This is a genomic window from Streptomyces sp. SP18BB07, assembly GCF_036322545.1.
Lineage (GTDB): Bacteria > Actinomycetota > Actinomycetes > Streptomycetales > Streptomycetaceae > Streptomyces > Streptomyces deccanensis.
The window spans coordinates 47,800-73,290 of sequence record NZ_JAQYWT010000244.1; the positions used below are offsets into that span (position 1 = coordinate 47,800).

At 71.9% G+C, this 25,491-nt stretch carries 26 protein-coding genes and 3 tRNA genes; 7 read left to right on the forward strand and 22 right to left on the reverse strand.

Going from position 1 to position 25,491, the window contains the following annotated elements; genetic code table 11:
* Positions 1 to 26: 26 nt before the first annotated feature.
* The gene (locus PUR53_RS08475) at positions 27 to 1,079 is read left to right on the forward strand and encodes an adenosine deaminase (protein ID WP_329895730.1); all 1,053 of its coding nucleotides are present in this window, start codon (positions 27 to 29) and stop codon (positions 1,077 to 1,079) included.
* On the opposite strand, the gene PUR53_RS08480 is transcribed toward PUR53_RS08475, so the two are convergent.
* The 6 genes from PUR53_RS08480 to PUR53_RS08505 form a co-directional block, all read right to left on the reverse strand.
* The gene (locus PUR53_RS08480; RefSeq protein ID WP_329907884.1) at positions 1,076 to 2,131 is read right to left on the reverse strand and encodes a UDP-N-acetylmuramate dehydrogenase; all 1,056 of its coding nucleotides are present in this window, start codon (positions 2,129 to 2,131) and stop codon (positions 1,076 to 1,078) included. The two genes, PUR53_RS08475 and PUR53_RS08480, sit on opposite strands and share 4 nt — an antisense overlap.
* Positions 2,132 to 2,205: 74 nt before the next feature.
* Positions 2,206 to 2,634 (reverse strand): MaoC family dehydratase, encoded by a 429-nt coding sequence (locus PUR53_RS08485; protein ID WP_329895728.1) that lies wholly within the window; start codon positions 2,632 to 2,634, stop codon positions 2,206 to 2,208.
* A gap of 7 nt (positions 2,635 to 2,641) precedes the next feature.
* Entirely contained in the window at positions 2,642 to 3,094 is a 453-nt protein-coding gene (locus PUR53_RS08490; protein ID WP_329907885.1) for a MaoC family dehydratase N-terminal domain-containing protein, read from the reverse strand.
* 133 nt (positions 3,095 to 3,227) lie between these two features.
* Positions 3,228 to 3,392, reverse strand: a complete 165-nt coding sequence (gene rpmG / locus PUR53_RS08495; RefSeq protein ID WP_003948671.1) for a 50S ribosomal protein L33 — start codon at positions 3,390 to 3,392, stop codon at positions 3,228 to 3,230.
* 91 nt (positions 3,393 to 3,483) lie between these two features.
* Positions 3,484 to 3,556: transfer RNA gene (locus PUR53_RS08500), tRNA-Met, on the reverse strand.
* 46 nt (positions 3,557 to 3,602) lie between these two features.
* Positions 3,603 to 3,675, reverse strand: a tRNA-Thr gene (locus PUR53_RS08505).
* A 339-nt stretch (positions 3,676 to 4,014) separates the two neighbouring features.
* Between PUR53_RS08505 and PUR53_RS08510 the strand changes: the two genes are divergently transcribed.
* Positions 4,015 to 5,283, forward strand: a complete 1,269-nt coding sequence (locus tag PUR53_RS08510; RefSeq protein WP_329907886.1) for an amidohydrolase family protein — start codon at positions 4,015 to 4,017, stop codon at positions 5,281 to 5,283.
* 244 nt (positions 5,284 to 5,527) lie between these two features.
* Here the strand turns inward: PUR53_RS08510 and PUR53_RS08515 are convergent, their stop codons facing one another.
* Positions 5,528 to 6,577 carry a hypothetical protein gene (locus tag PUR53_RS08515; protein ID WP_329907887.1) on the reverse strand — a complete coding sequence of 350 codons (1,050 nt, stop codon included), beginning with the start codon at positions 6,575 to 6,577 and terminating at the stop codon, positions 5,528 to 5,530.
* 160 nt (positions 6,578 to 6,737) lie between these two features.
* Here PUR53_RS08515 and PUR53_RS08520 point away from each other — a divergent pair, with 160 nt between their 5' ends.
* Complete coding sequence (locus PUR53_RS08520; RefSeq protein ID WP_329895724.1) at positions 6,738 to 7,394, forward strand: SDR family oxidoreductase; 657 nt, start codon at positions 6,738 to 6,740, stop codon at positions 7,392 to 7,394.
* A gap of 16 nt (positions 7,395 to 7,410) precedes the next feature.
* Here PUR53_RS08520 and PUR53_RS08525 read toward each other — a convergent pair whose 3' ends face one another.
* A complete protein-coding gene (locus PUR53_RS08525) occupies positions 7,411 to 7,617 on the reverse strand; it encodes a hypothetical protein (protein WP_329895723.1) in 207 nt (68 codons plus the stop codon).
* A gap of 100 nt (positions 7,618 to 7,717) precedes the next feature.
* Positions 7,718 to 7,799, reverse strand: a tRNA-Tyr gene (locus PUR53_RS08530).
* Positions 7,800 to 7,965: 166 nt separating this feature from the next.
* Here PUR53_RS08530 and PUR53_RS08535 point away from each other — a divergent pair.
* Positions 7,966 to 8,454, forward strand: a complete 489-nt coding sequence (locus PUR53_RS08535; protein ID WP_239756701.1) for a YajQ family cyclic di-GMP-binding protein — start codon at positions 7,966 to 7,968, stop codon at positions 8,452 to 8,454.
* Positions 8,455 to 8,545: 91 nt separating this feature from the next.
* On the opposite strand, the gene PUR53_RS08540 is transcribed toward PUR53_RS08535, so the two are convergent.
* Positions 8,546 to 8,812, reverse strand: coding sequence for a GlsB/YeaQ/YmgE family stress response membrane protein (locus PUR53_RS08540; protein ID WP_329895722.1), 267 nt, complete (start codon positions 8,810 to 8,812; stop codon positions 8,546 to 8,548).
* A gap of 185 nt (positions 8,813 to 8,997) precedes the next feature.
* On the opposite strand from PUR53_RS08540, the gene PUR53_RS08545 reads away from it, so the two are divergent.
* On the forward strand, positions 8,998 to 10,239 hold the full coding sequence (locus PUR53_RS08545) for an APC family permease (protein WP_329907888.1): 1,242 nt from the start codon (positions 8,998 to 9,000) through the stop codon (positions 10,237 to 10,239).
* A 25-nt stretch (positions 10,240 to 10,264) separates the two neighbouring features.
* Here the strand turns inward: PUR53_RS08545 and PUR53_RS08550 are convergent, their stop codons facing one another.
* The 12 genes from PUR53_RS08550 to PUR53_RS08605 form a co-directional block, all read right to left on the reverse strand.
* Positions 10,265 to 10,663: a YccF domain-containing protein gene (locus PUR53_RS08550; RefSeq protein WP_329895720.1), complete on the reverse strand. Its 399-nt coding sequence runs from the start codon at positions 10,661 to 10,663 to the stop codon at positions 10,265 to 10,267.
* Positions 10,660 to 11,523, reverse strand: a complete 864-nt coding sequence (gene htpX / locus PUR53_RS08555) for a zinc metalloprotease HtpX (protein WP_329895719.1) — start codon at positions 11,521 to 11,523, stop codon at positions 10,660 to 10,662. Before htpX ends, PUR53_RS08550 begins: the two co-directional genes overlap by 4 nt.
* Positions 11,524 to 11,736: 213 nt before the next feature.
* On the reverse strand, positions 11,737 to 13,299 hold the full coding sequence (locus tag PUR53_RS08560) for an NADH-quinone oxidoreductase subunit N (RefSeq protein WP_329907889.1): 1,563 nt from the start codon (positions 13,297 to 13,299) through the stop codon (positions 11,737 to 11,739).
* Positions 13,296 to 14,903 carry a complex I subunit 4 family protein gene (locus tag PUR53_RS08565; protein ID WP_329895717.1) on the reverse strand — a complete coding sequence of 536 codons (1,608 nt, stop codon included), beginning with the start codon at positions 14,901 to 14,903 and terminating at the stop codon, positions 13,296 to 13,298. Before PUR53_RS08565 ends, PUR53_RS08560 begins: the two co-directional genes overlap by 4 nt.
* Positions 14,904 to 14,909: 6 nt before the next feature.
* A complete protein-coding gene (locus tag PUR53_RS08570; protein WP_329907890.1) occupies positions 14,910 to 16,919 on the reverse strand; it encodes an NADH-quinone oxidoreductase subunit 5 family protein in 2,010 nt (669 codons plus the stop codon).
* A complete protein-coding gene (nuoK, locus tag PUR53_RS08575) occupies positions 16,916 to 17,338 on the reverse strand; it encodes an NADH-quinone oxidoreductase subunit NuoK (protein ID WP_329895715.1) in 423 nt (140 codons plus the stop codon). The genes PUR53_RS08570 and nuoK overlap by 4 nt, the downstream gene beginning before the upstream one ends.
* Positions 17,338 to 18,018, reverse strand: a complete 681-nt coding sequence (locus tag PUR53_RS08580) for an NADH-quinone oxidoreductase subunit J family protein (protein ID WP_329895714.1) — start codon at positions 18,016 to 18,018, stop codon at positions 17,338 to 17,340. The genes nuoK and PUR53_RS08580 overlap by 1 nt, the downstream gene beginning before the upstream one ends.
* Complete coding sequence (locus PUR53_RS08585) at positions 18,015 to 18,581, reverse strand: NuoI/complex I 23 kDa subunit family protein (RefSeq protein ID WP_329907892.1); 567 nt, start codon at positions 18,579 to 18,581, stop codon at positions 18,015 to 18,017. The genes PUR53_RS08580 and PUR53_RS08585 overlap by 4 nt, the downstream gene beginning before the upstream one ends.
* Positions 18,582 to 18,583: 2 nt before the next feature.
* Positions 18,584 to 19,552 carry a complex I subunit 1/NuoH family protein gene (locus tag PUR53_RS08590; protein ID WP_329895712.1) on the reverse strand — a complete coding sequence of 323 codons (969 nt, stop codon included), beginning with the start codon at positions 19,550 to 19,552 and terminating at the stop codon, positions 18,584 to 18,586.
* Positions 19,549 to 21,165 (reverse strand): NADH-quinone oxidoreductase subunit C, encoded by a 1,617-nt coding sequence (locus tag PUR53_RS08595; protein ID WP_329907893.1) that lies wholly within the window; start codon positions 21,163 to 21,165, stop codon positions 19,549 to 19,551. The genes PUR53_RS08590 and PUR53_RS08595 overlap by 4 nt, the downstream gene beginning before the upstream one ends.
* Positions 21,162 to 21,794, reverse strand: a complete 633-nt coding sequence (locus PUR53_RS08600; protein ID WP_329895710.1) for an NADH-quinone oxidoreductase subunit B — start codon at positions 21,792 to 21,794, stop codon at positions 21,162 to 21,164. Before PUR53_RS08600 ends, PUR53_RS08595 begins: the two co-directional genes overlap by 4 nt.
* Complete coding sequence (locus PUR53_RS08605; RefSeq protein WP_045559401.1) at positions 21,785 to 22,204, reverse strand: NADH-quinone oxidoreductase subunit A; 420 nt, start codon at positions 22,202 to 22,204, stop codon at positions 21,785 to 21,787. Before PUR53_RS08605 ends, PUR53_RS08600 begins: the two co-directional genes overlap by 10 nt.
* Before the next feature lie 265 nt (positions 22,205 to 22,469).
* Between PUR53_RS08605 and PUR53_RS08610 the strand changes: the two genes are divergently transcribed.
* Entirely contained in the window at positions 22,470 to 23,696 is a 1,227-nt protein-coding gene (locus PUR53_RS08610) for a sensor histidine kinase (RefSeq protein ID WP_329907894.1), read from the forward strand.
* Positions 23,697 to 23,969: 273 nt separating this feature from the next.
* A complete protein-coding gene (locus PUR53_RS08615; RefSeq protein ID WP_329907895.1) occupies positions 23,970 to 25,298 on the forward strand; it encodes a sensor histidine kinase in 1,329 nt (442 codons plus the stop codon).
* Positions 25,299 to 25,491: the final 193 nt, after the last annotated feature.

A 25,491-nucleotide genomic window follows, 5' to 3' on the forward strand; every position in this document is an offset into this window, starting at 1 on the left:
GCACGGGCGTGCGGCAGGATCGGGCGATGGAGCGTGTACGTGATCTCTCTGAACTGCCCAAGGCCCATCTGCATCTGCACTTCACCGGGTCGATGCGGCCCACGACCGTGCTGGAACTCGCCGACAAGTACGGGGTACGGCTGCCCGAGGCGCTGACGGAGGCGCTGACCAGCGGGGAACCGCCGCGGCTGCGGGCGACGGACGAGCGAGGGTGGTTCCGGTTCCAGCGGCTGTACGACGCGGCGCGCAGTTGCGTCAGGGAGCCCGACGACATCCAGCGGCTGGTGCGGGAGGCCGCGGAGGAGGATGTACGGGACGGTTCGGGCTGGCTGGAGATCCAGGTGGACCCGACGTCGTACGCGCCCCGGCTGGGCGGGCTGATCCCGGCGCTGGAGGTCATCCTGGACGCGGTCGACACGACGGCGCGGGAGACCGGGCTCGGGATGCGGGTGCTGGTGGCGGCGAACCGGATGAAGCACCCGCTGGACGCGCGCACGCTGGCCCGCCTGGCGGTGCGGTACGCGGACCGGGGTGTGGTGGGCTTCGGGCTCTCCAACGACGAACGCCGGGGCATGGCACGGGACTTCGACCGGGCCTTCGCGATCGCCCGCGAGGGGGGCCTGCTGTCGACGCCGCACGGCGGTGAGCTGAGCGGTCCGTCGTCGGTGCGGGACTGCCTGGACGACCTGCACGCCTCCCGGATCGGGCACGGGGTGCGCGCTGCGGAGGATCCGCGGCTGCTGAAGCGGCTGGCGGACCGCCAGATCACCTGCGAGGTGTGCCCGGCCTCGAACGTCGCGCTCGGTGTCTACGAGAAACACCAGGACGTCCCGCTGCGGACGCTGTTCGAGGCCGGTGTGCCGATGGCGCTCGGCGCGGACGACCCGCTGCTGTTCGGCTCGCGCCTCGCGGCCCAGTACGAGATCGCCCGCCACCACCACGGCTTCACGGACGCGGAGTTGGCGGAGCTGGCCCGGCAGTCGATCCGGGCGTCGGCAGCCCCGGAGCTGGAGCGGACGAAGCTGCTGGCGGGGGTGGACGACTGGCTCACCGGCCCGGCCGGGGCCGACGCGTCCTAGAGGCTGACGCCGACCGTCACCGGCTCGTTGACCAGGGTGATCCCGAAGGCGTCCCGGACTCCGGTGACGACCTCGCGGGCCAGGGCGAGCAGGTCCTCGGTGGTGGCGGCGCCCCGGTTGGTGAGGGCCAGGGTGTGCTTGGTGGAGATGCGGGCGGGGCCGGTGCCGTAGCCCTTGGTGAAGCCGGCCTTGTCGATCAGCCAGGCGGCGGAGGTCTTGGTGTGGCCGTCGCCGGCGGCGTAGGCGGGCGGGGTGACGTCGTCCCCGAGGCGCTCGCGCACGCGCGCGTGGAAGGCGGCGAACTGCTCGTCGGTGAGGATCGGGTTGGTGAAGAACGATCCGGCGGACCAGGTGTCGTGGTCCTCGGCGTCGAGCACCATGCCCTTCCCGGCGCGCAGCTTCAGCACGGTCTCACGGGCGTCGGCGAGGGGCACCCGGTCGCCGGGTTCGACGCCGAGCGCGCGGGCCGTCTCGGCGTACTTGATCGGCCCCGACAGGCCGTCCGCGTCCTCCAGTTCGAACCGGACCCGCAGGACGACGTACCGCTCGGGCTCGTCCTTGAAGCGGCTGTGGCGGTAGGAGAAGACGCACTCGGTGTTCGGGACGGTGATCGTCTCGCGGGTGCGGCGGTCGTAGGCGACGACCTCGGTGAGGGTGGAGGCGACCTCCTGGCCGTACGCGCCGACGTTCTGGATCGGGGTGGCGCCCGCGGAGCCGGGGATGCCGGCCAGGCACTCGATCCCGGCGAGCCCGGCCTCGACGGTCCGGGCGACCGCGTCGGTCCACACCTCGCCGGCGGCCAGCTCCAGCCGTGTCCCGTCGAGCGCGAAGCCCTTCGTGGCGATGACCAGCGCGGTTCCGGCGAAGCCCTGGTCCCCGATCACCAGGTTGGAGCCGCCCCCGATGAGCAGCAGCGGCGTACCGGTGTCGTCGGCCTCGCGGACGGCGGCGACGACCTCGTCGTCGGTGGTCGCGGTGATCAGCCGTCGCGCGGGCCCGCCCAGCCGGAAGGTGGTCAGCGGGGCGAGGGGGGCGTCGTGGAGTTCCTGCACGGGCTCAAGAGTACGAGACCCCCGCACCCGGGAGGGGCGGGGGACCGTGGGGGTGCGGCCGCGCGGCGGGGCCGTCAGGCCAGTCGTACGACCGCCCGGGACATGCCGAGGACCTTCTGGCCGGCGCTCATGGCCGTGAGGTCGACGCGGACGGTGTTGTCGTCGAGCTTGGCGCCGACCTTGGCGCTGACCTCGATGGTGGCGCCCTCGTCGTCGTTGGGGACGACGACGGGCCTGGTGAAGCGGACGCCGTACTCGACGACCGCGCCCGGGTCGCCGGTCCAGTCGGTGACGACGCGGATCGCCTCGGCCATGGTGAACATGCCGTGCGCGATGACGTCGGGGAGGCCGACCTCCTTGGCGAACTTCTCGTTCCAGTGGATGGGGTTGAAGTCGCCGGAGGCACCCGCGTAACGGACGAGGGTGGCGCGGGTCACGCCGAATTTCTGGGCGGGCAGTTCGGTGCCGACCTCGACGTCGTCGTAGGAGATCTTCGCGGTCATCGGGTTCTCACGCCTCCTCGGCCGCGCGGGCCACGAGCTTGGTCCAGGCGGTCACGACGTGCTCGCCGGACTCGTCGTGGACCTCGCCACGGATGTCCAGGATGTCGTTGCCCGCCAGGGACTTGATCGCCTCGATGGTCGAGGTGACGGTGAGGCGGTCGCCGGCGCGGACCGGGCGCCTGTGGGCGAACTTCTGGTCGCCGTGCACCACCCGGCTGTAGTCGAGGCCCAGCTGGGGGTCCTGGACGACCTGTCCCGCCGCCTTGAAGGTGATCGAGAACACGAAGGTCGGCGGGGCGATCACATCGGCGTACCCGAGCGCCTTGGCCGCTTCGGGGTCCGTGTAGACGGGGTTGCTGTCCCCCACGGCCTCCGCGAACTCGCGGATCTTCTCCCGGCCGACCTCATAGGGGTCGGTGGGCGGGTAGGTACGCCCCACGAAGGACTGGTCGAGCGCCATGGGCTCGGCACCTCCTGGTTGCTGCGGATACGGCGGTACTGCCGGCACCGGCGGGTACTGGCCGGTACTGGTCGATGTAACGACGCGAGGCCGCCCCCGATCACTCGGGGACGGCCTCGTGTACGAGCCTGTTTTATCGCGTTTCGCGGTGCGCGGTGTGCGCGTTGCAACGCGGGCAGTGCTTCTTCATCTCCAGTCGGTCCGGGTTGTTACGCCGGTTCTTCTTGGTGATGTAGTTCCGCTCCTTGCACTCCACGCAGGCCAGCGTGATCTTCGGGCGGACGTCGGTGGCAGCCACGTGAGTGCTCCTTGACGAACGGATGGGACAGGGTTGAACGCATAGAAGAGTAGCCGATCGAAGGACCGACCCCGCAATCGGCTACTGTCAGTAGCGGTGACCGGACTTGAACCGGTGACACAGCGATTATGAGCCGCTTGCTCTACCGACTGAGCTACACCGCTGTGATGCGATCGGATCCCGCCTCGCGACGGGAACCTTTCACACCAGAGCCCCAATACGGAATCGAACCGTAGACCTTCTCCTTACCATGGAGACGCTCTGCCGACTGAGCTATTGGGGCGAGCGATGAAGACATTACACGCCCCACCGCCGATCGCCCAAATCCGTTTCCCGGCCCGTATCCATGGGCCGTCCAGGGGCCGTCCACAGGTCGTCCACGGTGCTCCCCGGAGCCGTCGGAGGCCGTCGTCCGTCCCGTTTCCGCAGGCCGCACGGGCCTCACGCACACCACCGTTCCCGGCCCTCCCGGCAGTCCCGCCGGCCGTCCCCGCCGTGTCCCCGGTCCCGTCCCCCGGCAGGTGAACCGCACCGGTACGACTATTGCGCTCCTCCGCGACGACGGCGGGCGGCCCGCCTAGGCTCGACTCACTCTGCGTGATCTTGTAACCCCAGGAGCGCGATGCCCGACAGCCAGCCGCAGCCGTCCCCCTCCTCCTCCGGCCCGCCCTCGGGCTCGGACGAGGCCGGCGCCCTGCTGCTGTGCGGGGCGCGACTGACCGACGGCCGGGTGGTGGACGTCCGGCTGGGCGGCGGGCGGATCGAGGCGGTCGGCACGGCGGGCAGCCTGAGCCCCGGGCCCGCCGCGTCCGGGGCGTCCGCCACCCGGGTGGACCTCGGCGGCCATCTGCTGCTGCCGGCCCCCGTCGAGCCGCACGCGCACGGCGACACGGCCCTGTCGGCCGACTTCGAGGGGCCCGTCCCGTACGACGACGCGGACGTCCAGCGGCGGGCCACCGAGGCCGCGCTGCTGCAACTCGGGCACGGCGCCACGGCCTTGCGCTCGCACGTCCACGTGGGCGGCGTGCAGGGGCTCGGGGCGCTGGCGGCGGTGCTCCGGGCGCGGCGGGCGCTGCGCGGCCTCGCCGAGGTGACGGCGGTGGCGATGCCCCGGGTGCTGACCGGGGTGGCCGGGGCGGACGGGCTCGCGATCCTGCGGGACGCGGTGAAGATGGGCGCGTCCGTGGTCGGCGGCTGTCCCGACCTGGACCCCGACCCCACCGGGTACGTGGAGGCGGTCCTGGAGATCGCCTCCGAGCACGACTGCCCGGTCGACCTGCACACCGACGGCGACGACCCGGCCCGGCTCGCCCGCCTCGCGGCCATGGCGGGCGGTCTGCGGCCCGGCGTGACGCTCGGCCCGTGCGGCGGTCTGGCCCGCCTGCCCTCCCAGGCCGCCGCCCGCGCCGCCGACCAGCTCGCGGCGGCCGGAGTGACCGTCGTCTGCCTCCCCCAGGGCGGCTGCGGCACTGTGGACCGCCGGGGCACCGCGCCGGTACGGCTGCTGCGCGCGGCCGGGGTGCGCGTGGCGGCGGGCAGCGGGGCTCTGCGGGACGTGTCGAACCCGGTCGGCCGCGGGGACCCGCTGGAGGCGGCGTACCTGCTGGCCTCCCGGTACGGGCTGCGGCCCGAGGAGGCGTACGACACCGTCAGCGGGGCCGCGCGTGCCGCCCTCGGGCTGCCCGAGGTGCGCGTCGAGGCCGGTTTCCCCGCCGAACTGCTGGCCGTGCGGGGTGCGCGGCTCGCGGGCGTGCTGTCCCTGGCGTACAGCCGGATCGTCGTGCACCGGGGGCGCGTCGTGGCGCGGACCAGCGCGGTACGGGAGTACTGCGGCTCGGCGACCGGCACAGTGTTGGACCTGCCTCGACAGGGGCGGGGGGAGCCGTCGTGAGGGGCGGGCTGGGGGCGGGGCCGCGTGGGGGTGTGGTGCGGGCCGCGGTGAGAGGCGCACGGGGGCGTGCGGGCACGCGGGGGTGAGTTTGGACGGGCGGGCGCACGCGGGTGCGTAGGGCCCGGCCCGGTGCGCCCGCCCGCGTGGAATGGCCGGGCCGGCACGCGCGCGTGGGTTCGTTGGTGCTCCACGCGCGCGCCTGGAGCGGCCGCGGCCGCTCCAGGGCCGCACATTCCGCGGCCGGTCAGACGCTGAACATGCCGCTTCCGAACGGGCCGCCGAACTCCTCGACCGGGATCTCGGAGGCGCCCTTGGGCGCGCTGATGTCGCCGGCCTTGCCGAAGGTGAGGACGAGGGGGGCCTTGGCGCCCTTCGCGTCCTCGGCGAGGACCGCGAGGTCGGTCTCGATGCGGGTGAGGTCGCCGTTCTTGAGGGTGAAGTCGACCGCGACCTTCTTGTTCGGGGCGTCCTTCACGTCCTCGCCCGTGGGGAGTTCGGCACCCGGCGGCAGGTCGCCCTTGAGGGGCTGGAGCTTGTCGAGGATGCCGGTGAGCAGGTCGCGGAAGTTGGCCTTGGCGGTGATGACCTCGGTGCCGTCCTCGCCGTTCTTGGTCTTGAAGTCGACCTCACGGGCGACGACCCCGCGGACAGCGTCGAGGATCTTCTTCTGGGTCTTGGCGTCGAGTTCGTCGGAGCCGCCCGCGCCGGAACCGGCGCCCGCGTCCTCGGCGGCCTCCTGGAGGTCGGCGGTGTTGACCTTGACCCAGTCGCCCTCCAGGAGCGGCCGCAAGTGCTGCTCGCTCTCCGGAAGTTCGTCGAGCTCGTCGGCCGTCGGGAAGGGCATGCCCATCGCGTCGCCCATGGCCTGCATGTCGGCGCGGTAGTACGTGTAGTCGCCGACGAGCCGGTACTCGGCGAACACGCCGTCCTCGCCCGCGATCTTCATGCCCATGCCGGTGATGTCCTTCTCACCGGACTCGTCCAGCGGCTTCTTCGACCTGACCGATACGTCGACGCGCAGTCCGGTGAGGAACTCCGCCATCTCCGGCGGCACTTCCTCGCTGTCCTCGCCCATCAGCGCGACGAGGTCGTCCGGGTCGGCGTCCAGCCGCATGCCGAAGGCCAGCGACTTCTGCTCGCCCAGCTGTTCGACGGCGTTGTCGACCTTCTGGCCGGCGGTCAGGTTCTGCACGGTGCCACAGGCGGCCACCGTGACGAGCACGGCCGCGGCGCAGCCGACCCCGGTGAAGGCCCGGCGGGCCACGGGCGCCCCCGCGACGGATGCGCGCTTCATGGACGTACGTACGACGGTCGTGGGCGTGGCTTTACGCATGACGGTGTTGGGTCCCCCCGTGATGTCCGGTGCTCGCCGGTACGGCGAACATGGTTGAGACACTCGGGACGGCCGAATGGTTGCGCGGCAAACGCGTCGGGTCGGGCGTACGGTCGGAATCATGCGCATTGTCATCGCTGGAGGTCATGGTCAGATCGCGCTGCGGCTGGAGCGGTTGCTCGCCGCGCGCGGTGACGAGGTCGCGGGGATCATCCGCCGCGCCGAACAGGGGGACGATCTGCGCGCGGCCGGTGCCGAACCGGTGCTGTGCGATCTGGAGTCGGCGTCGGTGGAGGAGGTCGCCGCGCATCTGCAGGGCGCGGACGCCGCCGTGTTCGCGGCGGGCGCCGGTCCGGGCAGTGGAACGGCCCGCAAGGACACGGTCGACCGCGGGGCGGCGGTCCTGTTCGCGGACGCCGCGGTGCGGACGGGCGTACGGCGTCACCTGGTCGTCTCGTCGATGGGGGCGGACCCGGAGCACGGGGGTGACGACGTCTTCGACGTGTACCAGCGGGCGAAGGGCCAGGCCGACGCGTATGTGCGGGGCCTGGACGCCCTGGACTGGACGATCCTGCGGCCCGGCATGCTGACCGACGACGCGGGTACGGGCCTGGTACGTCTGGAGGCGTCCACCGGACGCGGTCCGATCCCCCGCGACGACGTGGCGGCGACGCTCGTCGAACTCCTCGACACCCCCGCCACCGCCGGCCTGACCCTGGAGCTGATCAGCGGCTCGACGCCGGTGTCGGTGGCGGTGAAATCGGTGGCGGGCAACTGACAGGTGCGGGCCCCGGTCAGAACAGGGGCAGCTGACCGGGGAACTCGGGGACCACGAAACCGTCGAGCGCGGGCTGGGCCGCCCCGATCTGGGCCGGTCTGCGCGACCCGGGGCACGACACCAGTTCCCCGCTCGTCCCCGGCGGATCGTGCCGCGCGAACCGCCCCGCCACCACGGCGATCTCACGACGACACTCGGGGCAGTTCCTGCGACGCGATGACATGCGGTCAGTGTGCCCGGCCGCCGGAACCCACGACCGAATCCGCATACGAAGAAGCCCCTCCCGAACTGCTCTCACAGTCCGGAAGGGGCTTCCCTCCACGTGGCGGCGCCAGGATTCGAACCTGGGTAGGCTAAGCCGACGGATTTACAGTCCGCTCCCATTGGCCACTCGGGCACACCGCCTGGGATTTGTCGTCCTTCGAACCGCTTTTCGGCGGCGCTCCGTGGCGACGTCGTAAACGATACCTGATGCTCGGGGGTGCTTCGCCACCTGATTGATCAGTGCGCGCGGGGGTGGGGTGGCTAGGCTTGTCGCCTCCCGATACACCGATACAAGGAGCCACAGGACATGGCCGACTCCAGTTTCGACATCGTCTCGAAGGTCGAGCGGCAGGAGGTCGACAACGCCCTCAACCAGGCCGCCAAGGAGATCTCCCAGCGCTACGACTTCAAGGGCGTCGGCGCCTCGATCTCGTGGTCCGGCGAGAAGATCCTCATGGAGGCGAATTCCGAGGACCGGGTGAAGGCCATCCTCGACGTCTTCCAGTCCAAGCTGATCAAGCGTGGGATCTCCCTGAAGTCGCTGGACGCGGGTGAGCCCCAGCTGTCCGGCAAGGAGTACAAGATCTTCGCCTCGATCGAGGAGGGCATCTCCCAGGAGAACGCCAAGAAGGTGGCGAAGATCATTCGCGACGAGGGTCCCAAGGGCGTCAAGGCCCAGGTCCAGGGTGACGAGCTCCGCGTCAGCTCCAAGAGCCGCGACGACCTGCAGACCGTGATCGCCCTGCTCAAGGGCAAGGACTTCGACTTCGCGGTGCAGTTCGTCAACTACCGGTGACGAACGGCAGGTAGAGCCTGTACGACGAGGGGTGGGCACCACGGCCGTTGCCGTGGTGCCCACCCCTCGTGTGCGTGCGTGATGCTCGCGGTCAGCGGCGGGAGTGGCCGAACAGGATGCGGTAGGCGATCAGCAGGACCAGGGAACCGCCGATCGCGGCCGCCCAGGTGGCGCCGTCGTAGAAGTGCTCGGAGATCGGGTGGTCCAGCCAGCGGGCGGAGATCCAGCCGCCGATGAAGGCGCCCGCGACGCCGATGAGGGTCGTGCCGATGAAGCCGCCCGGGTCCCGGCCCGGCAGCAGGAACTTGGCGATGGCCCCGGCCAACAGCCCCAGAACGATCCAGCCGATGATGCTCATGCCGTGCACCTGCCCTTTCGTGCCGTACCCGTGCGGTACCCGTGCTGTGTTTCCCCCCACAGCGGCCGTGTGCCCGGCCGTGTCTGTCGTGTCGTCTGTCGTGACTGTCGTGACTTCTGCCCTTGTTGTCCGGGAAGACGTCTGCGTGACATCGGCCGGTTGCACTGATCAGTAGGGTGCGGCACATGACACAAGCCGGATCGGGCGCTGAGCTGCGCCGCACGCTCGGCGTCGGGGACGCGGTGGTCGTCGGGCTCGGGGCGATGGTCGGCGCGGGGATCTTCGCGGCGTTGGGCCCGGCGGCGCGCGCCGCCGGGTCGGGGCTGCTCCTCGGGCTCGGGATCGCGGCCGTCGTCGCGTACTGCAACGCGATGTCGTCGGCGCGGCTGGCGGCGGTGTATCCGGCATCGGGCGGCACGTATGTGTACGGGCGCGAGCGGCTCGGGGAGTTCTGGGGGTATCTGGCCGGCTGGTCGTTCGTCGTCGGCAAGACGGCCTCGTGCGCGGCGATGGCGCTGACCGTGGGGGCGTACCTGTGGCCGGGGCAGGCGCACGCCGTCGCGGTGGCGGCCGTGGTGGCGCTGACGGCCGTGAACTACGGCGGTGTGCAGAAGTCGGCCTGGCTGACGCGGGCGATCGTGGCCGTCGTGCTGGCGGTCCTCGCCGCCGTCGTGGTGGTGTGCCTGGGATCCGGCGAGGCCGACGCCGGGCGGCTGGACATCGGGACGTCCGGCGGCGTGGGCGGGGTGTTGCAGGCGGCCGGGCTGCTGTTCTTCGCGTTCGCCGGGTACGCGCGGATCGCGACCCTGGGTGAGGAGGTACGGGATCCGGCGCGCACCATCCCGCGCGCGATCCCGCTCGCGCTCGGTATCGCGCTGGTCGTGTACGCGGCCGTGGCGGTGGCCGCGCTCGCCGTGCTGGGGTCCGGTGGGCTGGGGGCGGCCTCGGCGCCGCTGGCCGACGCCGTACGGGCGGCCGGGGTGCCCGGGATGGTGCCCGTGGTGCGGGTGGGGGCCGCCGTGGCCGCGCTCGGGTCGCTGCTGGCGCTCATCCTGGGTGTCTCGCGCACGACCCTCGCGATGGCCCGGGACCGGCACCTGCCCGGTGCGCTCGCCGCCGTACACCCCCGGTTCCAGGTGCCGCACCGGGCCGAGCTGGCCGTCGGGGCCGTGGTGGCCGTGCTGGCCGCCACGGTCGACGTGCGGGGCGCGATCGGGTTCTCGTCGTTCGGGGTCCTCGCGTACTACGCGGTCGCCAACGCGTCCGCCTGGACGCTGAGTTCGGCGCCCGCCGCCCGGGTGGTGCCGGTGGTCGGGCTCGTCGGGTGCGCGGTCCTCGCGTTCTCGCTGCCCTCGTCGTCGGTGGGCGTGGGCGCGGCCGTACTGGGCGTGGGCGCGGCCGTGTACGCCGTACGGCGGCGCCGCTGAGGCGTGCGTACGGCCGCCCGACGCGCTACCAGCGCTGCTGGGCGAAGGGCTGGTCGGAGCGGATGATCTCGCGGCCCAGGGGCATCAGCGAGACCGGCACGAGCTTGAAGTTGGCGACGCCGAACGGGATGCCGATGATCGTGACGCACAGGACGAGGCCGGTGAAGATGTGGGTCAGCGCCAGCCACCAGCCCGCCAGGACCAGCCACAGGACGTTGCCCAGGCAGGAGGGCGCACCCGCGTCACGGCGCTCGACGGCGCTGTACCCGAAGGGCCACAGGGCGTAGATCCCGATGCGGAACGACGCGATGCCGAACGGGATGCCGATGATCGTGATGCACAGAAGCAACCCTGCGAACAGATAGCCGAGGAAGAGCCAGAAGCCGCTGAGGATCAGCCAGATGATGTTCAGTACGGTCTTCACTGCGGGGGACCTGCCATCTTCTCGAGTCGGGCGATGCGTTCCGCCATCGGCGGGTGTGTCGAGAACATCTTGGAGAATCCCCGGCCCGGCCGGAAGGGGTTCGCGATCATCATGTGGCTCGCGGTCTCGATCCGGGGTTCGGGGGGCAGCGGAAGCTGCTTCGTACCCGTTTCCAGTTTGCGAAGGGCACTGGCGAGAGCAAGTGGATCACCGGTGAGCTGGGCGCCTGAGGCGTCCGCCTCGTACTCCCGGGAGCGGCTGATCGCGAGCTGGATGAGGGACGCCGCGAGGGGGCCCAGGATCATGATCAGCAGCATGCCGAGGAGGCCGGGGCCCTCGTCGTCGTCCGAGCGGCCGATGGGGATCAGCCAGGCGAAGTTCACCAGAAACATGATCACGGAGGCGAGGGCGCCGGCGACCGACGAGATGAGGATGTCCCGGTTGTAGACATGGCTCAGCTCATGGCCGATGACACCGCGCAGCTCGCGCTCGTCGAGCAGGCGGAGGATGCCGTCGGTGCAGCACACGGCCGCGTTGCGCGGGTTGCGGCCGGTCGCGAACGCGTTCGGGGCGTCCGTCGGCGAGATGTACAGGCGCGGCATCGGCTGGCGGGCCTGCATGGAGAGCTCGCGGACCATGCGGTAGAGCGCCGGTGCCTCGAACTCGCTGACCGGGCGTGCGCGCATCGCGCGTAGAGCCAGCTTGTCGCTGTTCCAGTACGCGTACGCGTTCGTGCCGAGGGCGATGACGACCGCGATGATCAGGCCTGTACGGCCGAAGAGGCTTCCGATGACGATGATGAGTGCGGACAGTCCCCCGAGGAGAACGGCGGTCCTGAGCCCGTTGTGCCGGCGGTGCACGGTACGCCCTCCAGGTCGTGCGGCAGGGGAACCCATTGCTCGCTGTAGCTGTTGACTCCACTTCTCAGTGGACCCTCCCGTACTGGTCAACGCCAGGCGGGGAGCGCGAGTTCCCTGGTGCGCGCGGCCCGGCCGGGGGGCCGCGCGGGTGAGGGCGGGGGTCCGCTCGGGTGAGGGCAGGGGCCGTGCGGGGGAAGGAGGGGCCGCCGTGCGTCAGAAGAGGCCGATGTCGGCGAAGCGCAGCACGAGCTGCGGGGCGCCGGACAGGGCTACCGCGACGACTCCGGTGAGGGCGAGGGCCAGGGTGAGCGGGGCGGGGACGCGGTGCGGTGCGGGGGCGCCGGCGGTGTCGCCGTCGGGGGCGCGGAACAGCAGCGCCGTCCACTGGAGGTAGTAGAAGAGGGCGATCACCACGTTGACGGCCATCACGACGGCGAGCCAGCCGAGGCCCGCGTCCACGGCCGCCGAGAAGACGGTGACCTTGGCGAACAGGCCGATGATCCCTGGCGGCAGTCCGGCGAGGCAGAGCAGGAAGAAGGCCAGGAGCAGGGCGGACAGGGGGCTCGACGCGTAGAGGCCCCGGTAGTCGCCGAGCCGGTTCAGGGACTTCGTACGGCCGACGAGCGCGGCCACGGCGAAGGCGCCGAGGTTCACGGCGGCGTACATCAGGGCGTAGGCGACGGTGGAGCCGACGGCCTTCTCGGCGTCGGCGGTGTCGTCGGCGTAGGCCGCCGCCGCGATCGGTACGAGGAGGTAGCCGGCCTGGCCGACGGAGGACCAGGCGAGCAGCCGGACCGCGCTGTACGCGCGCGTGGAGCGCTGTACGAGCGCGCCGACATTGCCGACGGTCATCGTGAGGGCGGCCAGCACGGCGAGGGCGGGGCCCCAGACGTCGGCGTACGACGGGAGGGCGACGACGGTGACGAGGATCAGGCCGGAGAAGCCGACCGCCTTGCCGACCACGGAGAGGTAGGCGGCGACGGGCAGGGGGGCGCCCACGTAGGTGTCGGGGACCCAGAAGTGGAAGGGGACGGCGGCCGTCTTGAAGGCGAAGCCGATGAGGGTGAGGACGACTCCGGCCTGGGTGAGGGTGTGCAGTTGGCCGTCGACGTGCTGGACGCGGTCGGCGATCTCGGTGAGGTAGAGGGTGCCTGTCGTGGCGTAGACGAAGCTGATGCCCAGGAGGCTGACGGCGGTCGCGGTGACGGACGACAGGAAGAACTTCAGGGCCGCCTCGGAGGACCGCCGGTCGCCGTGCCGGATGCCGACGAGGGCGAAGGCGGGCAGGGAGGCGACCTCCAGGGCGACGACGAGGGTCGCGAGGTCGCGGGAGGCGGGCAGGAGCGCGGCTCCCGCCGCGGACGACAGCAGCAGGAACCAGAACTCCCCCTCGGGGAGGTTCTTCCGGTCGTCCTTGAGGGCCGTCATGGACAGCAGGGCGGCGAGGAGGGCGCCGCCGAGGACGAGGAACTGGACGACGAGGGTGAACCGGTCGGCGGTGTAGCTGCATACGTCCGGGTCGCCGGTCAGGCAGAAGGTGGCGCGGTCGGCGTCCAGGAGGGGCAGGAGGGTCAGGAGGGAGGCGGTGAGGCCCGCGACGGAGGTCCAGCCGAGCAGGGCCTTCCTCGCGTCGCTCACGAAGAGGTCGGCGACGAGCACGGCGAGGGCGACGATCGCGGCGAGGGTGGGCGGCGCGATCGCGAGCCAGTCGACGGACTGGACGACCGATTGGGCGACGGTCTCGGCCTGGAGCGGCGGCTGGGCCACGGGGCTCAACGGGTGCCTCCTGCGAGGAGCTGCTGCACGGCCGGGTCGGACAGGCCGAGGAGGGCCGCGGGCCAGAGGCCGGCGAGGACGGTGAGGGCGACGAGCGGGGTCCAGGCCGCGAACTCATACGTCTGTACGTCCGCGAGGGCGTACGTCTGTTCGCCCGTACGGCCCGGCCCCTCCTGCGGTTCCTTCGGGACGGCTCCCATGCAAACGCGGCGGACCACGATCAGCAGGTACGCGGCGGTGAGGAGCGTGCCGAACGCGGCGATCGTCATGAAGGTGAGGAAGGCCGGGCGGCTGAGGCCCTCGGCGGGTTCGAACGCGCCGAACAGGGCCAGCATCTCGCCCCAGAATCCGGCGAGTCCGGGCAGGCCGAGGGAGGCGACGGCGGCGAAGGCGAGGAGGCCGCCGAGGCGCGGGGCCCTGCCGTAGAGGGCGGCGCCGGTCTCCTGCGCGAGGGTGTCGAGGTCGGTGGTTCCGGTGCGGTCCTTCAGGGCGCCGACCAGGAAGAACAGCAGTCCGGTGATGAGGCCGTGGGCGATGTTGGCGAAGAGCGCGCCGTTCACTCCGGTCGGGGTCATGGTGGCGATGCCGAGGAGCACGAAGCCCATGTGGCCGACGGAGGAGTACGCGATCAGGCGCTTGAGGTCGCCCTTCGCGCCCTGCCTGGCGAGCGCGAGGCAGGCGAGGGAGCCGTAGATGATGCCGACGACCGCGAAGGCCGCGAGGTAGGGCGCGAAGGTGCGGAAGCCGTCCGGCGTGATCGGCAGCAGGATGCGCACGAAACCGTAGGTGCCCATCTTCAGCAGGACACCGGCCAGCAGGACCGAGCCGACGGTCGGGGCGGCGGTGTGGGCGTCCGGGAGCCAGCTGTGCAGCGGCCACATCGGGGTCTTGACCGCGAGCCCGATCCCGATCGACAGAACGGCGATGACCTGCACGGATGTGGTCAGCGAAGGGTGATTGTCAGTGGCGAGTGCCACCATGTCGAATGTGCCCGCCTTGATTCCGATCAGGAGCAGGCCCAGCAGCATGACCACGGAACCGAGCAGGGTGTAGAGGATGAACTTCCAAGCGGCCCGCGTGCGTTCCTCACCGCCCCAGCGGGCGATGAGGAAGTACATCGGGATGAGCACCATCTCGAACGCGAGGAAGAACAGCAGCAGATCGAGGACGGCGAAGGTCGCGAGGGTGCCGGACTCCAGGACGAGCAGCAGGGCGACGAAAGCCTTCGGGGACGGGCCCGGGGGCATCTTGAAGTAGGAGTAGAGCGCGCAGAGGAAGGTCAGCAGCGCGGTCAGGACCAGAAGGGGGAGGGAGATGCCGTCGATGCCTAGGTGGATGCGCACGTCGAGTGCCGGGATCCAGCTGATGTCCGTGCTGGCCTGCATCTTCGACGGCTGGTCGTGGTCGAAGCCGAGCGCGAGGACGATCGCGGCGATGAGGACCGCGCCGGTCACGGTGATCCCGTGGCGCAGCACGGCCTGCTCGGGTGACTTCCCCTTCAGTCCGGGCGGGGCCGGCAGGAGAGCGGCGACGGCGCCGAGGAGCGGGCCGACGACGATCAACGCCAGAAGGACCTGCATCACGGACTCGTTGATATCGATCACGCCTGCTCACGCTCCCGTGGCGACGAGAAGGGCGGCGACCACCAGGACGACGGTGCCGGCGAGCAGCGCGCTCACATAGGTCTGGACGTTGCCGGTCTGGGCCTTGCGTACGGCCGCGCCCAGCAGGCGGGGCAGGGCGCCCGCGCCGCTCACATAGGTGTCGACGACCTCGCGGTCGAGGAACCGGACGAGACGCGCGCCGGCCCGGACCGGGCGGACGAAGAGCGCCGAGTACACGGCGTCGAGGTGGAAGCCGACGGCGGCGTGGCGGTGCAGCGGGCCGAGCAGGAGGCGGCCCGGGTCCGCCGGGTCGGGTGCCGAGGCCACGTCCCCGTAGGCGGGGGTGTGGCTGGCGATGGCCTCCGCCTCGACGGTGGCGGCGTCCGCCTCGGGGTGGGCCGCGACCGCGCCCAGCGGTGCGCGCGCCGCCCGGGCCCTGGCGGAGCGCCAGGCCGCGTACGTCGCCAGCGCGCCGATCAGGGCGGCGCCCGTACCGAGGACGGACGTGGTGAGGGTGGGCGCCAGGTCGTCGCCGTCGAACCAGTCGGGGAGCCTGCCGTAGGCGAGGCCGCCGAGGGCGAGGGAGGGGACGGCGAGCACCCAGAGGACGACTGTCATGGTGAGCGGCTGGCGGCCGTGGTCGGGGGCCTCGGTGCCCTCGCCGCGGAAGGCGAGCAGCCACAGGCGGGCGGCGTACGCGGCTGTGAGCAGGGCGGTGAGGACACCGGCGACCAGGACGGTCCAGCCTGCGGCGGCCGAGACGTGCGCGACGGGGCCGGTGAGGGTGTGGCCGGTGGCCGCGTGCTCGGCGGCTCCGAGGACGGACTCCTTGGAGAAGAAGCCGCTGAAGGGCGGGATCGCCGCGAGGGCGAGCAGCGCCACGGTCATGGTCCAGAAGGCGTCGGGGACGCGGGCGCGGAGGTGGCTCATGCGGGACATGGCGGCCAGGGAGTTGGTGCCGGACGCGTGGATGATCACGCCGGCCGCGAGGAACAGCAGGGCCTTGAAGGCGCCGTGCGAGAGGAGGTGGAAGACGGCGGCACCGCGGTCGCCGACGGCGAGGGCGCCGGTCATGTAGCCGAGCTGGCCGATCGTCGAGTAGGCGAGGACGCGCTTGATGTCGTCCTGGGCCAGAGCAGCGAGGCCCGAGCCCGCCATGGTGAGCGCGGCCATGACGGCGAGGACGACCAGGGCCGCCGAGGAGGCGGCGAAGACCGGGAGGAGACGGGCGACGAAGTAGACGCCGGCGGCGACCATCGTCGCGGCGTGGATCAGCGCGGAGACGGGCGTGGGGCCCGCCATCGCGTCGGGGAGCCAGGTGTGGAGGGGGAACTGGGCCGACTTGCCGGCCACTCCGGCGAGGAGCAGGAGGGCGACGAGGGTGGGGTGGTCGAGGCCGCCGTCGGCGACGGTGGCGAGGATCCGCGTGATGCGGAACGACCCGGCGTCCGTGGCGAGGGCGAACAGACCGATCAGGAAGGGGACGTCGCCGAGCTTGGTGACCAGGAAGGCCTTCAGGGAGGCGGCGCGGGCCTCCGGGGTCTCCCAGTAGTGGCCGACCAGGAAGTACGAGCAGATGCCCATGATCTCCCAGCCGACCAGGAGCATCATCAGGTCGCCGGAGTAGACGACGAGGAGCATCGCGGAGGTGAAGAGGGAGACGAGGGCGGCGTAGGAGGGGTAGCGGGGGTCGTCGCGGAGGTAGCCGGTCGAGTAGAGCTGCACACAGGTGGCCACCAGGCCGACCAGGACGGCGACGAGGGCGGCGAAGCCGTCGATGTGCAGGGCGAGGTCGATCGGGACCGAGCCGGTCGGGGTGAGCCGGGTGGCCGCGTCCAGGGTCTTGTCACCGCCCTGGCGTACGGCTACCAGGACGGCCAGGGCGAAGGCCGTCAGGGTGGGCAGTACCGCGAGGGGGCGGACGAAGCCGGGGGCGGTGCGGCCGAGGAGCAGGCCGGCGGCGGCGCCGAGGAACGGGAGGAGGGGGACGAGGACGGCGAGGGTGGTCGTGGTCACGCGGTGGCCTCAGCCTTCTCGCTCCGCTCGGGTCGGCCGGGTTGCTCGGCTTCGGCGGGGTCTTCGGGGCCGTCGTGGCTCTCGGGGCCGTCGGTCTCGTGGCCCTCGGCGGTGTCGCGGAGCTTGTCGATGTCGGCGGTGCCTCGGTTGCGGTGGACCGCGAGGACGATCGCCAGGCCGATGCCGATCTCGGCGGCGGCGATGGTGATCGTGAACAGGGTCAGGGCCTGGCCGGAGTGCAGGGTCTCCTCGGCGGTCCTGCTGAGCCAGACGTCGAAGGCGACGAGGTTGAGGTTGACCGCGTTGAGCATCAGTTCGACGGACATCAGGACGAGGATCGCGTTGCGGCGGGCGAGGACGCCGTAGAGGCCTGTGCAGAAGAGGAGGGCGGAGAGCACGACGGGATAGGCGAGGTGCATCAGCGTGCGCCTCCCCTGGCTGACTCGGCTGATTCGGGGCCTGTGGGGCCGGTGAGGGCCGTGGGGTCGGCGGGGGCCTCGGGCGCGCGGGTGGTCTTCGCGTCGGTGGGGGGCGCGTCCGCCTTCGCCTTGCGGGAGAGGACGATCGCGCCGACCAGGGCGGCGAGGAGGAGGACGGAGAGGGCCTCGAAGGGGAGGACCCAGTTCTGGAAGAGGCTCTCGCCGGTGGCCTTCGTGGAGCCGGCGGCGGGGCCGTCGAGGTCGATCCAGGTGGCGCGGAAGGCGTCGACGACGACCCAGACGAGGGTGGCGGCCGAGGCGACGGCCACCGTGAGGGCGGCCCAGCGGTTGCCGGAGTCGGCGTCCGGGGAGCGGCCGATGGGGGCCTTGGTGAGCATCAGTCCGAAGAGGAGGAGGACGACGACGGAACCGACGTAGATGAGGACCTGCACCCAGGCGATGAACTCGGCGGTGAGCAGGAGGTACTCGACGGCGAGGCCGCCGAGCGCCACCACCAGCCACAGGGCGGCGTGCACCAGCTGCCGGGTGGTGACGGTGACGAGCGCGGCGCCGAGGGTGACGAGGCCGACGAGGAGGAAGGCGATCTCGACACCGGTCGGGGAGAGAAAGCCTTGGGGGGCCTGGGCGAGGGCGTCGTGGGACGCCTGGGCGAGGGTCATGAGTCCGCTCCCTCGGGGGTGTCCGGCTTCGGCTCGGCCTGGGACGCCGCGAGTTTCTCGGCGGTCTTGCGGGCGGCGGCCAGTTCCTTGGGCTCCTCGGCGGCGGGGTCGAGGGCCGGTGGCGAGGGGACGGTCCACATCCACTCGCGGAGCTTGTCGCGCTCGTGGGTGAGTTCGTGGATGTCGGTCTCCGCGTACTCGAACTCCGGGGACCAGAAGAGGGCGTCGAAGGGGCAGACCTCGATGCAGATACCGCAGTACATGCAGAGGGCGAAGTCGATGGCGAAGCGGTCCAGGACGTTGCGGCTGCGCTCGCGGCCGCCGGGGACGGCGGGCGGGACCGTCTCCTTGTGGGAGTCGATGTAGATGCACCAGTCCGGGCACTCGCGGGCGCACAGCATGCAGACCGTGCAGTTCTCCTCGAAGAGGCCGATGACGCCGCGGGTGCGGGGCGGCAGCTCCGGCTGGACGTCCGGGTACTGCTCGGTGACGGTTTTGCGCGTCATCGTGCGGAGGGTGACGGCCAGGCCCTTGGCGAGGCCGGAACCAGGAATGGGGGCCATGGCTACTGGATCACCACCTTGACGGTGCCGGTGAGGGCGATCTGGGCGAGGGAGAGGGGGACGAGGAGGGTCCAGGAGAGCTTCTGGAGCTGGTCCTCGCGCAGGCGGGGGTAGGTCACGCGGAGCCAGATGACGAGGAAGGCGAGGGCGGCGGTCTTCAGGAGGGTCCAGACCCAGCCGAGGCCGTCGGCGCCCCAGGGGCCGTGCCAGCCACCGAGGAAGAGGACGGTGGTCAGACCGCACAGGACGACGATGCCGGCGTACTCGGCGAGGAGGAACAGGGCGAAGCGGAGGCCGGTGTACTCGGTGTAGGCACCGAAGATGATCTCCGAGTCGGCGACGGGCATGTCGAAGGGCGGGCGCTGGAGTTCGGCGAGGCCGGCGACGAAGAAGACGATCGCGCCGACGATCTGCCAGGGGAGCCACCACCACTCGAAGGCGTCGACGATGCCGACGAGGGAGACGGTGCCGGCCGCCATCGCCACGGAGGCCGCCGTGAGGAGCATCGGGAGTTCGTAGGCGAGGAGCTGGGCGGCGGTGCGCAGGCCGCCGAGGAGGGAGAACTTGTTGGCGGAGGCCCAGCCGGCCATGAGTGAGCCGAGGACACCCACGCCCATCACGGCGAGGACGAAGAAGACGCCCGCGTCGATGACCTCGCCGACGGCGCCCTCGCCCGGGCCGATCGGGATGGCGAGGAGGACGAGGAGGTAGGGGAGGAGGGCGACGGCGGGGGCGAGTTGGAAGACTCGGCGGTCGGCGCCGGCCGGGACGATGTCTTCCTTCTGGGCGAACTTGACGCCGTCCGCGACGAGTTGGGCCCAGCCGTGGAAGCCGCCGGCGTACATGGGGCCCAGGCGGCCCTGCATGTGGGCCATCACCTTGTGCTCGGTCTGGCCGATGATCAAGGGGAAGGTCAGGAAGACGACGAAGACGATGAGGAGTCGCAGGGCGACGTCCAGAGCGTCGTTCACTGCGTGCCTCCTGTGGGGGGTTCGGAGTCGTCGGTGCCGTCGGGGCCGGGGGCGCCTTCGGAGGCGGGTGTGCCTTCGGAGGCGGGCTCGGCCGTGGTCCTGTCGGGGTCGGCGGGGGTCCCGTTGTCGTCGGGGCTCCCGTTGTCGTCGGGGCTCCCGTTGTCGTCGGGGTCGCTGGGCGGCGTGGACGCGGCTTCGGGCTCCGCACCTGCCTCCGGCGCGGGCTCGGGCGTCGGCTGCGGCGCCGCTTCCTGCTCGGCCTTCGGCTCGGGCTTCGGCGCCGCCTCGGGCTTCGGCCTCGGCTCGGCCTCCGGCTTCGGCGCCGGCTCGGGCGTCGGCTGCGGATCAGGCTTCGGCTCCGGCTCGGTCTGCGGGGTGTCGAAAGCCGGGCGGGCGTGGTGCCAGGGGGCGTCCGGGCTGCCCGCGGTGCGGCGCGGCTGGGGCGAGGGGGCGGAGGTGGCGCGCTGGCTGGCCGAGCCTCCCGACGCGGTGCGGGCGCGGCGCGGAGGCGTTGGGGTGCCAGGTGTGTCGGAGGCCGGGCCGGTTGCCGTCTGGCTCGCCGAGCCTTCCGCCGCCGAGCGGGAGCGGCGCGGGGGCCTGGCCGTGGGGCCGTCCGATGCCTCGGTGGGCGCGGACTGGCTCGCCGAGCCTTCCGCTGCCGAGCGGGTGCGGCGCGGGGGGCTGGTGGGGGCCTCCGGAGCCGGTGTCGACTCGCTCGCCGAGCCCTCCGCTGCCGAGCGGGTGCGGCGCGGGGGCGTGGGCGGAGGGCTGGTCGGAGCATCGGGGGCCGGGCCGGTTGCCGTCTGGCTCGCCGAGCCTTCCGCCGCCGAGCGGGTGCGGCGCGGGGGCCTGGCCGTGGGGCTGTCCGATGCCTCGGTGGGCGCGGTCTGGCTCGACGAGCCCTCCGCTGCCGAGTGGGTGCGGTGTGGCGGGCCCGGTGGGGTGTTCGGAGGCGTCGCCGGTGTCGGCCGGCTTGCCGAGCCGGCTGTCGCCGAGCGGGTGCGGCGTGCTGGGCGGTCGGCTGGGGTGCGGGTCGGGGGTGGGGGGAGTTGGCCCTTGAGGGGGCCCCATTCGTTGGGGTCGGGGACGCCGGGCGGGAGCATCTGGCGGCGCTTCGGGGCGCCGTGTGCCGCGGACTCCCCCGGCTCCTTCGCCCCGGGCCATGCCTTGGCCACCCGGGCGGCCAGGACGAAGTCCTTGCGGAGGGGGTGGCCCTCGAAGTTCTCCGGGAGGAGGAGGTGGTCCAGGCCGGGGTGGCCCTCGAAGCGGACGCCGAACATTTCGTGGGTCTCGCGTTCGTGCCAGGCCGCGCCGGCGTAGACGTCGACGGCGGTCGGCAGGAGCGGGGAGGCGTGCGGGACCGTGGTGCGCACCAGGAGGCGGCGGACCGGGGAGAGGGCCACTACGTGGGCCGAGACGCGGAAGCCCGTGCCGGGCTCGTCCACCGCGCTCAACCAGTCGAAGTACGTGCAGCCCAGGGTGGAGCGGGCCGTGCGCAGCGCCTCGGTCCAGGACGCGGACGGGACGTCCACGGTGAGGACGTCGTAGGACTCCTCGGCCGTGGCCTCGGGGCCGAAGAGCTCCTCGACGGGGGCGGGCAGCCAGCCGGTCACGTGTCCCCCGCTTCGGTCTCGGTCGTCGTCGGCGGCTTCACCAGCGCGCTCTGCAGCGCCGTCGTCGACGGGCGGGGGTCGGTGGCGTAGCGCTCGCCCAGGGATTCCCGGGCGATCTTCTCCTGGAGTTTCAGGATGCCCTGGAGGAGCGCCTCGGGGCGGGGCGGGCAGCCGGGGACGTAGACGTCGACCGGGATGATCTGGTCGACGCCCTTGGTGACGGAGTAGGAGTCCCAGTACGGGCCGCCGCAGTTGCTGCACGCGCCGAAGGAGATGACGTACTTCGGCTCGGGCATCTGCTCGTACAGGCGCTTCACGGCCGGGGCCATCTTGTCCGTCACCGTGCCCGAGACGACCATGAGGTCCGCCTGCCGGGGGCCGGGCGCGAACGGGATGACACCGAGGCGGATGAAGTCGTGGCGGGCCATGGACGCGGCGATGAACTCGATCGCGCAGCAGGCGAGGCCGAAGTTGAAGACCCAGAGCGAGTAGCGGCGGCCCCAGTTCAGGATCACCTTCATCGGCTCGGGGGCGAGACGGGCGAGCGCGCCCAGCCGCTTCGGCTCCGGGAGGAGGACCGGCTGCGCGGCGCCCGGCTCCGGGGGGTTCACTTCTGGCGTCACGTCCATGCCAGGACGCCCTTCTTGTAGGCGTAGAGCAGGCCCACGGCGAGGAATCCGAGGAAGACGAACATCTCGACGAGGGTGGTCGCGCCGTAGCCGGGGTCGGCGAAGACCGTCGCCCAGGGGAAGAGGAAGATCGAGTCGATGGCGAAGATGACGTAGAGGAAGGCGTAGACGTAGTAGCGGACCTGGGTGTGGGCCCAGCCCTCGCCGACGGGGTCGACGCCGCACTCGTACGTCAGGAGCTTCTCCCGGGTGGGGACCTCGGGGCGCAGCAGGCGTCCCGCGCCGAAGGCGACGGCGACGAAGAGCACGCCCACGGCGGCGAGCAGTCCGACCACCGAGTAGGACTGGAAGTAGTCCGCCGCTACGGCGACGCCCGTCTGCGCCGCTACGGCGACGGTCGGTTCCGGCACGTCCGTCCCTCGCTCCCTGGCCTGGCGATACGTACGTACGGGATGCGGGACGCCGTACGTGCGTCGCTGTTCGACGATCTGTACGCACGGGAGTCTAGGCCCTGCTAAAGAGAGCGTAAGCAGCCCGTCACAGGTCGGCACGCCCGGGTGCCGTCGTGATCGGGTCGGAAGGGGGAGGTATGGAACGGGGTGGGGTTTTCCCCAGGGTGGCCGGGGCGGTCCGCCTCATGGCGCGGGGCGCGAGCGGGCGGGCAGGCTGGTGGGCATGACCGAACCCCTCTCCTCTCAGACCGGCTCCGGGCGGCCGTACGGCCGGCCGCTGCCGTCCAGTCACACGCCCTCCGATCCGTTGCCGCCCGCGCGGTTCGCGTTCGGGGGGCAGACCTGGCGGGAGATCGCGCATCTGCTGGCCAATCTGCCGTTCGCGCTGCTCGGGTTCGTGTATGTGACGACGGTGCTGTTCACCAGCGCTTTCCTGACGTTGACGGTGATCGGTTTTCCGCTGCTCGCCGCCGCGCTGATGGGGGCGAGGCAGCTGGGGCGGCTGGAGCGGATGCGGGCGCGGGCGTTGCTGCGGGTGCGGGTGGACGAGCCGAGTCCGCTGCCGTTCCGTGGGAGCGGGCGGCGGGCGGACGAGGGGTTCTTCGCGCAGGTGTGGATGAGCGTGAAGGATCCGGTCGGCTGGCGTTCGATGCTGTACGAGCTGATCCGGATGCCGTGGGCCGTCACGACGTTCGTCATCACTCTGACGGGGTTGTTCGTGGCGTGGCCGGTGCTGCCGTACATCGTGCGGGGGCTGACGAACGTGGACCGGGTGATGGTGCGGTCGCTGTTGTCGCCGTCCGATGAGTTGGAGCGGCGGATCGCCGAACTGGAGTCCGACCGGGGGGTCGTCGTCGATACGGCCGCGGCGGATATGCGGCGGATCGAGCGGGATCTGCACGACGGGGCGCAGGCGCGGCTGGTGAATCTGGCGATGGGGCTCGGGCTCGCGAAGGAGAAGCTGCTGGAGGATCCCGACGCGGCCGCCACGATGGTGGAGGAGGCGCACGGTGAGGTGAAACTGGCGCTGCAGGAGTTGCGGGATCTGGCGCGGGGGATCCATCCGGCGGTGCTGACGGACCGGGGGCTGGATGCCGCGTTGTCCGCGGTGGCCTCGCGGTGTACGGCGCCGGTGAAAGTGACCGTGGATCTCGTGACGCGGCCGGCCGCCGCGATCGAGGGGATCGCCTATTTCACGGTGTCCGAGTTGCTGCAGAACATCAGCAAGCACAGTGGGGCGAAGGCCGCGTCGGTGGATGTGTGGCGGTCCGACGACCGGTTGCTGATCCAGGTGTGGGACGACGGGCGAGGGGGTGCGCGGCTCGACGGGGGCAGCGGGATCGCCGGGCTGGCGGAGCGGTTGGACGCGGTGGACGGCTTGTTCGTGATCGAGTCGCCGGTGGGGGGGCCTACGACGGTGACGGCGGAGTTGCCCTGGCGTGGGCGGTAGGTCCACTGCGGGGGTGTGAGGGGCGCCTACTCGTTGTGGGTGCCCCTTCTGCGTGGGCGGGTGCGGGTGCGTCGTGGTTGCTCGCGCAGTTCCCCGCGCCCCTGGAGAAGCGGGGCTGCGCCCCTGCTTTTTCGGCCCGCTGCTTCGGGGCCCGGGGGTGGGGAAAACCCCCCTCTCGAGACGCCGACCCGCTCCATGGTTCCCGGCGGGCGGGGACAGCAAGGTGGGAGTACGACATCGGGAGTGCGGGATCAGCGGAGGCGGGCGACGGTGATGGCCACGGAGTACCAGGACGGGTACGGGAGTTGGGGCGAGGAGCGGCGGCGGGTGCCGGCCGGGTTGCGGGCGCCGTTCGAGGCGCGCAGCTGGCGGGAGCTCGGGTACGTGCTGCTGGGGCTGCCGATCGGGATCCTGCTGTTCACGTACGCCATCACGATGGTGTCGGTCGGTGCGGGGCTGCTGATCACGTTCCTCGGGGTGCCCGTGCTGGCGGCGGGGCTGGCCGGGTGCCGTGCGTTCGGCGCGCTGGAGCGGGCGCGGGCGCGGGCGTTGCTCGGGGTGGAGGTGGCCGCGCCCGAGCCGCTCCGGCCGAGGGGGCGCGGGGCGATGGCGTGGATGGGCGCCGTGCTGCGCAGCGGGGCGTCGTGGCGGCAGTTGCTGTACGCGGTCGCGCAGTTCCCCTGGTCGGTGTTCTCGTTCGTGGTGGCGGTGACCTTCTGGACGTACGGGTGGGCAGCGCTGACGTATCCGCTGTGGTTCTGGGTGTTCCCCGTGTGGGTCGGGCAGGACGGGTTGCAGCTCTACGGGGACGAGACGCACTCCGTGTATCTGGACAACCCGTTCGAGGTGACCGTGACCGCGCTGGTGGGGCTGCTCTTCACGATGGCCACGCCGTGGATCGTGCGGGGGCTGACCATGGTCGACCGGGGCATGGTGATCACGCTGCTGGGGCCGTCGCGGCTGGGGGCGCGGGTCGTCGAGCTGGAGTCGGACCGGGGGGTCGTGGTCGACACGGCGGCGGCCGATCTGCGGCGGATCGAGCGGGATCTGCACGACGGGGCGCAGGCGCGGCTGGTGGCGCTGGCGATGGATCTGGGGCTGGCGAAGGAGAAGCTGGCGGAGGACCCCCGGGCGGCGGCGGTGATGGTCGACTCCGCCCATGGGGAGGTCAAGACGGCGCTGCAGGAGCTGCGGGATCTGGCGCGGGGGATCCATCCGGCGGTGCTGACGGACCGGGGGCTCGACGCGGCGCTGTCGGCGGTCGCCTCGCGGTGCGCGGTGCCGGTGGTGGTGGAGGTGGACCTGCCGGCACGGCCGGTGCCGGCGATCGAGGGCATCGCGTACTTCACCGTGTCCGAGCTGCTACAGAACGTCAGCAAGCACGCGGGGGCGTCGCGGGCGACCGTGGATGTGTGGAAGGTCGAGGACCGGCTGATGCTGCAGGTCATCGACGATGGGGTGGGCGGGGCGGACGCCGGGGCCGGGTCCGGGCTGGCGGGGCTCGCCGAGCGGATCGGTGCGGTCGACGGGATTCTCGTCGTCGACTCGCCGGGTGGGGGGCCGACTCGGGTGACGGCGGAGTTGCCCTGGCGGGCGGCCTGAGCGGGGCCCTGCGGGGCTTGGGCGCCTTGTCGCCGTGGGTGGATTGTCGCCGTGGGCGGGTGCGGGTCCGGAGGGGCTTCCCGCGCCGTTCCCCGCGCCCCTGCCGCCGTGGATGGCTAATCACCATGGGCGAGTGCAGGTGCGTGGGGCTTCCCGCGCCGTTCCCCGCGCCCCTGCCGCCGTGGATGGCTAA